Source organism: Burkholderia sp. Cy-637 (genome assembly GCF_011753175.1).
Taxonomy (GTDB): domain Bacteria; phylum Pseudomonadota; class Gammaproteobacteria; order Burkholderiales; family Burkholderiaceae; genus Burkholderia; species Burkholderia gladioli.
In genome coordinates this window covers 1-7,856 of the sequence record NZ_VWWC01000245.1, presented here as the reverse complement: position 1 = coordinate 7,856, position 7,856 = coordinate 1, and the positions used below count along the sequence as shown (strand labels likewise).

6 protein-coding genes and 1 tRNA gene are annotated in these 7,856 nt (G+C 67.3%); 4 read left to right on the top strand and 3 right to left on the bottom strand.

Annotated elements, in window-relative coordinates:
• Positions 1–34: 34 nt before the first annotated feature.
• Positions 35–121, top strand: a tRNA-Leu gene (locus tag F3J10_RS33170).
• Between the two features lie 205 nt (positions 122–326).
• On the opposite strand, the gene F3J10_RS33165 is transcribed toward F3J10_RS33170, so the two are convergent.
• From F3J10_RS33165 to F3J10_RS33155, 3 genes are all read right to left on the bottom strand, one after another.
• Positions 327–2,012 carry a SulP family inorganic anion transporter gene (locus F3J10_RS33165; protein ID WP_025102165.1) on the bottom strand — a complete coding sequence of 562 codons (1,686 nt, stop codon included), beginning with the start codon at positions 2,010–2,012 and terminating at the stop codon, positions 327–329.
• A gap of 31 nt (positions 2,013–2,043) precedes the next feature.
• Positions 2,044–2,670 (bottom strand): ParB-like protein, encoded by a 627-nt coding sequence (locus tag F3J10_RS33160; protein WP_025102164.1) that lies wholly within the window; start codon positions 2,668–2,670, stop codon positions 2,044–2,046.
• A 101-nt stretch (positions 2,671–2,771) separates the two neighbouring features.
• Positions 2,772–3,326 carry a GNAT family N-acetyltransferase gene (locus F3J10_RS33155; RefSeq protein ID WP_166913577.1) on the bottom strand — a complete coding sequence of 185 codons (555 nt, stop codon included), beginning with the start codon at positions 3,324–3,326 and terminating at the stop codon, positions 2,772–2,774.
• 270 nt (positions 3,327–3,596) lie between these two features.
• Here F3J10_RS33155 and F3J10_RS33150 point away from each other — a divergent pair, with 270 nt between their 5' ends.
• The 3 genes from F3J10_RS33150 to F3J10_RS33140 all read left to right on the top strand — a co-directional run bounded on the left by F3J10_RS33150 (position 3,597) and on the right by F3J10_RS33140 (position 7,692).
• Positions 3,597–4,817: an MFS transporter gene (locus F3J10_RS33150; protein WP_025102162.1), complete on the top strand. Its 1,221-nt coding sequence runs from the start codon at positions 3,597–3,599 to the stop codon at positions 4,815–4,817.
• A 214-nt stretch (positions 4,818–5,031) separates the two neighbouring features.
• Entirely contained in the window at positions 5,032–5,829 is a 798-nt protein-coding gene (locus F3J10_RS33145) for a TetR/AcrR family transcriptional regulator (protein WP_166913578.1), read from the top strand.
• 108 nt (positions 5,830–5,937) lie between these two features.
• Positions 5,938–7,692, top strand: a complete 1,755-nt coding sequence (locus tag F3J10_RS33140; RefSeq protein ID WP_025102160.1) for an AMP-binding protein — start codon at positions 5,938–5,940, stop codon at positions 7,690–7,692.
• The last annotated feature ends 164 nt before the right edge of the window (positions 7,693–7,856 follow it).

The following is a 7,856-nucleotide window of genomic DNA, read 5'->3' as shown; positions in this document are numbered from 1 at the left end:
CTATAATCGCATTCTTGCTTGAGATGCAGCTTGTGCCCAGGTGGCGGAATTGGTAGACGCACTAGGTTCAGGTCCTAGCGGTGGCAACATCGTGGAGGTTCGAGTCCTCTCCTGGGCACCACAAGTTCTAAAAAGGCCGGCTTTATGCCGGCCTTTTTTCATTTCAAGCCCAGGAAGCAAAGCGCCTGCGCGCTTTGCGGGAGGCCTCGAAAGGCCTGGCTTGCAAGCCAGGCCGGGGTCGCGCCGGCGTGACCGAGTCCTCTCCTGGGCACCACAAGTTCTAAAAAGGTCGGCTTTATGCCGGCCTTTTTTCATTTCAAGCGCCCTCACCCACAGCGCGCCACCGCGTCATCCACACTCAGCTCCGACAGCGCCTCCTCCCGCAGCCCGTCGTCACTGGCCCGCCGCAACACCTCGAGCACCTCGGGCTTCAGCCGCACCAGCCGCAAACGCCAGCCCCGCGCCTCGCACTCGGCAGCAAAGGTCTTCAAGGCCTCGATCGCCGTTCCGTCGAGATCGGGCGATTCCTCCAAGCTCAGGACGATCGTCGTCAGGGCTCCGGCCGCATGCGCGAGCTGCCGCACGCGTGCCAGCACACGCTCTGCGTTCGCGAAGAACAACTGCCCTTCCGGCCGCACGATCAGCATGCCGGGCACCGGCGTCGCATCGGCATGGATCGACACGTCGACGAAATCGCGGCTGTCGCGCAAGCGCCCCAACTCACTGACCTTGGGCTCGGACAGCTTGCGCACGGTAAACAGCAGGCTCATCGCGATCGACACCAGCAAGCCGTTCAGCACGCCCAGCACGAGTACCGCCAGGATCGCCGCGACCACCAGCAGGCGGTCGCGATGCCAGCGCCAGTAAGGCCCGAACGCGGCCGGATGCAGCGAATGGCTGACCGCGAAGATCACGATCGCGGCCAGCACCGGCTCCGGCGTGCGCGCCAGTTGCGGCAGCAGCAGCCAGACGATCAGCGCGATCACGAGCGCCGCGCAGGCGCCCGCGAGCCGGCTCTGCGCGCCGGCCGCCTCGTTCGCCGAACTGGCCGAATAACCCGCGCCGACCGGCATGCCATGCAGCAGCCCCGAAACCAGGTTGGCGCAGCCGAGCGCGACCAGGTCGCGATTCGGCGAGATCGTGTCGCCATGCTTCAACGCGAAGTTGCGGATCGAACCATAGGACTCCGCGTACAGGATCAGCATCAGCGCGAAGCCCAGCTCGATGGTCTGGGTCCAGGCCGCGCGATCGAGCGAAGGCAGGCCGAGCGCCACATGCTGCAGATCGATCCGGCCGACCACGGCCACCCCGTGCGCGCCCCAGTCGATGCCGTAACCGGCGGCGATGCCGAGCACGATCACGATCAGCGTCGCCGGAGCGCGCGAGCGATTGCCGAGCAGGAACAGGATCGCCAGCGCGACGGCCCCGACCACGACGCTGGACGGATTCGCCTGCGGCAGCCCGCGCAGCAGATCGAGGAACACATGCGGCGTGTCGCTGTGATGGACCGGCACCACGAGGATCTTCGGCAACTGCTTGATCACGATCGTCAAGGCCAGGCCGAAGGTGAATCCGCGCAGCACCGGCCGGGCGATGAAGTCCGAGATGCCGCCCAGCCGCGCGGCCCCGGCGATCAGGAACAGCACGCCGGTGGTGGCCACCAGGGCAGCGGCCAGGGCCAGTTGCGCGGCGGCCGTGGCGCCCGTTTCCGACAACACGGTGGCGGCCAGCACGGCAGCCGATGACGAAGTCGACGAGACGATCGCGAAACGGCTGCTGCCGAGCACCGCGTAGACCACCAGGCCGACCAGCAAGGCGATCAGGCCGGCCTGCGGCGGCAGGTTCGCGAGTCCCGCGTAGGCCACCGCCTCGGGGATCAACAGGCCAGCGATCGACAGGCCGGCCAGCGCATCGCGCCAGTTGCGCTCGCCGCGCGGCATGGCCGGCGCGGCGATGGCCGCGAAGTGCGCGGGATCACGCGGCGCCACGTCGGGCACCGGCTGCGCGGGCATCGCCCCCGCCGGCTTGCGTCCCACCGCCATCTCAGGGCCTCGGCTCGAATACGCCGGTCCAGCCCGGCAGGTAGCGTGCATCCTGCGCGTGCGCATGGGCCAGCGCCTCCTTGAGCGCCTTGGCGAAATGCTTGCGGATCCGCTCGACCGGAATCTTGCCGCGCAGGTAGTCGGCCCAGAGGAATTCACTGAACGGCGTGGTGTCCTTGGCGTAACCGCCGGCGGTGCGCAATTCGCCGGCCAGGCTGCGATAGGGATCGTCGCGCAGCGCCGTGAGCACGCCCGGCAGGCGGTCGTAGTCGTGACGCGAACCGTCGGGACCGAAGGGATGCACCCACTGGTTGTGCTCCATCATCCGCCAGAAGATCGTGTCGTCGAGCCAGGACAGGTCCTTCAGCAGCATCGCCTTCACATCGGTCACGCCCTCTTCCAGCAAGGCACGGCCGAGATGATGGTGATCGACGATGAACAGCGCCTGCCCGGGGCCGAGCACGGCCGGAAACCAGTGCAGGTCGATCGCCTCGCGACGCGCCTTCTTGCCCAGCGACTGCCAGTGCTTGCGCTTGGCCTCGACCTCGCGAAAACCGATCGTCATTTGCGTGGGTTTCAGCGCCGCCAGCCTGGCGGGAATCAGATGGACATCGCGGCCCAGTGCCATGGTCGGTCTCCCAGGGAAATATCCGCCACGATACCCTCGCGAGCCGCTGTCGTGCAGTTCGGCACGACCCTCGGGCGAGCCCCCAACTCGCGCCTCGCGGTTCAGGGCGAACAGGCCGCGCCCGGCGCATCGAGCCGGTGCCGCAGCCACGAACCGTATTCGTCCTCGACGACGTCGAGCGCTCGCATGCCCAGCTTGCGCGCCAGCTTCAGCGAGGCGGCATTGTCGACGGCGATGTCGGCGATCAGCGCCGGGACCTGCACGGCATCGAAGGCATGCCGGACCACGCAGGCCGCCGCCTCGCTCGCATAACCCTGCCCCCAGGCATCGCGTACCAGGCGCCAGCCGATCTCGGGCGCCTCGCTGCCCTCGACGGGCAGCAGCAGGACCCAGCCGAGGAAACGCGCCGGCTCGCGCGCCTCGGCCAGCACCCAGTAGCCATGCCCCGGCGGATAGCCGCGCGTGATGCGATCGAGCACGAAGCGCCGATGCGCGAGCGGATCGCCCCACGGCCCCGGGATATGGCGGGTGACCTCCGGATCGCGGTCCATCGCCAGGCAGGCCTCGAGATCGTCGAGCGTGCGCGCACGCAGGATCAGTCGCTCGGTGCGCAATGGCGGCACCCCGTTTTCGGGTCGATGGCAGGCATCCGTCATGAACGCTCCGGGCAGGATTCCGATCAATAATCGGATTACGAAAATTGAAACGACATGCATTCAGTTTCAATACATGCCTTTCATATTCAATTCAATCCTGCGCATTCTGCCATTTACCCGCGAAAATCGACTAGGGATTAATCCCGAGCCTGAAATCAAACGGAACGCGATCCTTATTGCTCGGCGTACACTGAACCGGCCGTCCGCGCCCGGCGCCGCGCTGGGCGGGCCTTGCCGCCGCGCGGCGCCGCCACCAAGGAGACCTGCCCCATGAGCTGGACCCGGGAACAAAGAAACGTAACGATCGCTGCCTATCTCGGCTGGACCCTCGACGCCTTCGATTTCTTCCTGATGGTATTCGTGCTGAAGGATATCGCCGCGGAATTCAATACGAAAATCCCGGCGGTGGCCTTTGCCGTCACCCTGACCCTGGCCATGCGTCCGCTCGGCGCCCTGATCTTCGGCCGTCTCGCCGACCGTTTCGGCCGCCGGCCGACCCTGATGGTCAACATCGCCTGCTATTCGGTGCTGGAGCTCGCCTCGGGTTTCGCGCCCAGCCTCGGCGCCCTGCTCGTGATGCGCGCGCTGTTCGGCATCGCGATGGGCGGCGAATGGGGCGTCGGCTCCGCGCTGACCATGGAAACCGTGCCGCCGCATTCGCGCGGCATCGTCTCGGGGCTGCTGCAGGCCGGTTATCCGAGCGGTTATCTGCTCGCCTCGGTGGTGTTCGGCGTGCTCTACCAGTACATCGGCTGGCGCGGCATGTTCATGATCGGGGTGGTGCCGGCGCTGCTGGTGCTCTACGTGCGCTCGCACGTGCCCGAGTCGCCCGCCTGGAAGCAGATGGAAAAGCGTCCGCGCCCGAGCCTGGTCGCCACCCTCAAGCAGAACTGGAAGCTGTCGGTCTACGCGGTGGTGCTGATGACGGCCTTCAACTTCTTCTCGCACGGCACCCAGGATCTCTACCCGACCTTCCTGCGCGAGCAGCATCACTTCGACCCGCATACGGTGTCGTGGATCACCATCGTCCTGAACATCGGCGCGATCGTCGGCGGCCTCGCCTTCGGTTCGATCTCCGAAAAGATCGGCCGGCGCCGCGCGATCTTCATCGCCGCGCTGATCGCGCTGCCGGTGCTGCCGCTGTGGGCTTTCTCGAGCGGCGCGCTCGCGCTGGCGGCCGGCGCCTTCCTGATGCAGATCTCGGTGCAGGGCGCCTGGGGCGTGATCCCGGTCCACCTCAACGAGATCTCGCCCGACGAGATCCGCGCGACCTTCCCGGGTTTCGTCTACCAGCTCGGCAACCTGCTCGCCTCGGGCAATGCCACCATGCAGGCGCAGCTCGCCGTGGACAACGGCAACGACTACGGCCACGCGCTGGCCATCGTGGCCGGCACGGTGGCCGTGGTGATCGCGGTGCTGATCCTGTTCAGCCGCGAACGACGCGGCATCGACATGACGCAGAGTGCCGCGCAAGCCGCCGCCACCCACTGAACCTCACCCGCAGCGCATCATCGCGCGAGGCGCGCCGCCGCGCGCATCCCCGCGCGATGATGCTGCAACGCACACCAGCACTAGAGGATTCCGCCCACAGACAACGCTTGCCGCCCTCCCGCGACGCTTCTTATCTTAATAAAAAACGCTTGTTTCAATTACAGATTTGAATCGCCTGTTCGGCAACGAAACGGTGATCAAAAGGGAGGCGCACATGGCGGTTCGTCAGGCCAGCCGGCAAAGCGGCGGCACGAAGGCGCGCATACTCGACGCGGCCGAAGACCTGTTCGTCGAACACGGCTTCGAGGCGATGTCGATGCGGCAGATCACGTCGCGTGCCGCGGTCAATCTCGCGGCGGTCAATTACCACTTCGGCAGCAAGGAGGCACTGATCCACGCGATGCTCTCGCGGCGCCTGGACCAGCTCAACGACGAACGCCTGCGCATCCTCGATCGCTTCGAGGCGCAGCTCGGCGCCGCCATCACCTGCGAGCACGTGCTCGGCGCGATGTTCATCCCGGCGCTGCAGGCCTCGCGCGATCCCCAGCGCGGCGGCCGCGCCTTCCTGCGGCTGATCGGGCGCGCCTACACCGATCCCTCGACCTTCGTGCGCAGCTTCCTGTCGGCGCATTACGCGAGCGTCGCGGGACGCTTCTTCGAGGCGTTCCAGCGCGCGCTGCCGCAACTGCCGCGCAGCGAACTCGGCTGGCGCCTGCACTACGCGATCGGCGCCCTGTCCGGCGCCCTGGCGGGCGCGGAAACCGACAGCCTGCTCGACGATTTCTCGCAGGGCCGCAGCATGAACGACGTGCAGATGATCGCGCGCCTGTCCTCGCTGATCGTCGCCGCGCTCAAGGCGCCGATGCCCGACGCAGCGCAGATGTCGATCTTCGCCGCGGTGCTCGAGGACGCGCAGCGCAGCAGCCCGCTGGTCGCCGGCGGCGGTGAATTGCAGGCCGGGCCGTTCAGCGCCTCGGCCGGTACCCGGCTGCACGCGCGACACGCTTCCTGAGGCGCGGCGCCCAACGGCGCGCGCGGTCGATTTCCTCGCGCCGGTTCGCCGGCGCGAGGCGCCCGCTTGCCGCCCATCACGATTCCAATGAACCTGGAGACATCAGCGATGAACGCCACCGTTGCCCCCGTCGGCGCGCCGGCGCCGAATACCGACGGCATCTGGTTCCCGGCCTATCCGCGCGGCGTGCCGCAGGAGATCGACCTCACGCAGTACGACTCGCTCGCCCAGTATTTCGACGAATGCACCTCGCGCTACGCCGATCGCGTGGCCTATCTCAGCGCCGGTTCGCAACTGGGCTATGCCGCGCTCGGGCGCAAGGCCGAGGCCTTCGCGTCATACCTGCAGCACCAGCTCGGCGTGAAGCCCGGCGACCGCGTCGCGATCATGCTGCCGAACTCGTTCCAGTATCCGATCACGCTGTTCGGCGCGCTCAAGGCCGGCGCGGTGGTGGTCAACGTCAACCCGCTCTACACGGCGCGCGAGCTCGCGCATCAGTTGAAGGACAGCGGCGCGGAAACCATCGTCGTATTCGAGAACTTCGCCCACACGCTCGAGGAAGCGCTGCCCGAGACGCGCGTGCGCAACGTGATCGTGACCGCGCTCGGCGACCTGCTCGCCGATGGCTTCAACGCCAAGGGCCGCCTCATCAACTTCGTGCTCAAGCGCGTCAAGAAGCTGGTGCCCGCCTACCGGCTGCCGCAGGCGGTCAGGCTGCGCGCGGCGCTGGCCCAGGGCGCCGGCCGGCGCGCCGTGCCGGTGGCGCTCACGCGCGAGGACCTGGCCTTCCTGCAATACACGGGCGGCACCACCGGCGTGGCGAAGGGCGCGATGCTGACCCACGGCAACCTGATCGCGAACCTGCTGCAGGCGAAGTCGTGGATCGCCGACCAGGTCTCGGGCGAGATCGAGACGGTGCTCACGCCGCTGCCGCTTTATCACATCTATTCGTTGACCGTGAATGCGTTGATCTTCATGGGCCTGGGCGGGCGCAACATCCTGATCGCCAACCCGCGCGACACCAGGATGATGATGAAGATCCTGCGCAACGAGACCTTCACCGGCATCACCGGCATCAACACGCTCTACAACGCCTTCCTCGACAACGCGGAATTCCGCGCCCGCGATTTCTCCAAGCTCAAGCTCGCGATGGCGGGCGGCATGGCGATGCAGCGCGCGGTGGCGGATCGCTTCAAGGAGGTCACCGGCTGCCCGGTGGTGGAAGGCTACGGCCTGACCGAATGCTCGCCGATCGTCACCATGAACCCGGTCGACCTGAGCGACATGCACGACTTCAACGGCTCGATCGGCATCCCCGCGCCCTCGACCCTGGTGCGCTTGCGCCGCGAGGACGGGAGCTGGGCCGGCATCGGCGAGGCCGGCGAGCTGTGCGTGCGCGGCCCGCAGGTGATGCGCGGCTACTGGCAGCGCCCCGACGAAACCGCCAAGGTGCTCGACCGCGAGGGCTGGCTCGCGACCGGCGATATCGGCGTGATGGACGAGCGCGGTTTCGTGCGCCTGATCGACCGCAAGAAGGACATGATCCTGGTGTCGGGTTTCAACGTCTATCCGAACGAGATCGAGGAAGTGCTGGTGATGCATCCGGGCATCAGCGAGGCGGCCGCGATCGGCGTGCCCGATCCGGCGCAGGGCGAGCGCATCAAGGCCTTCGTGGTGCGGCGCGACCCCGCGCTGACGATCGAGGAGGTGCTCGCGCACTGCCGCAAGAATCTCACCGGCTACAAGATGCCGAAGGCGGTCGAATTCCGCGATGCGCTGCCGCAGACCAATGTCGGCAAGATCCTGCGCCGCGCGCTGCGCGACGAGGAACTCGCCCGGCTCAAGGCCACCGCATCGCAATGATTCGGGCTACCGAACAACACCAGGAGACAGGCATGGCTTCGATTTCCCCCTCGCCGCGCTGGCGCCGCGCCGCCCTGCTCGGCCTGCTCGCAACGGCTGCGGCATGCGCCGCCACGCCGGCGATCGCGCAGGAGGCGGCCACCGCGCCAGCCTCGGCCGCGGCC

Excerpts from the sequence above, each read along its gene's own strand:
- F3J10_RS33165 (WP_025102165.1), bottom strand. The coding sequence starts at position 2,012 with ATGCCCGCGCAGCCGGTGCCCGACGTGGCGCCGCGTGATCCCGCGCAC.
- F3J10_RS33160 (WP_025102164.1), bottom strand. The coding sequence starts at position 2,670 with ATGGCACTGGGCCGCGATGTCCATCTGATTCCCGCCAGGCTGGCGGCG.
- F3J10_RS33155 (WP_166913577.1), bottom strand. The coding sequence starts at position 3,326 with ATGACGGATGCCTGCCATCGACCCGAAAACGGGGTGCCGCCATTGCGC.
- F3J10_RS33150 (WP_025102162.1), top strand. The coding sequence starts at position 3,597 with ATGAGCTGGACCCGGGAACAAAGAAACGTAACGATCGCTGCCTATCTC.
- F3J10_RS33145 (WP_166913578.1), top strand. The coding sequence starts at position 5,032 with ATGGCGGTTCGTCAGGCCAGCCGGCAAAGCGGCGGCACGAAGGCGCGC.
- F3J10_RS33140 (WP_025102160.1), top strand. The coding sequence starts at position 5,938 with ATGAACGCCACCGTTGCCCCCGTCGGCGCGCCGGCGCCGAATACCGAC.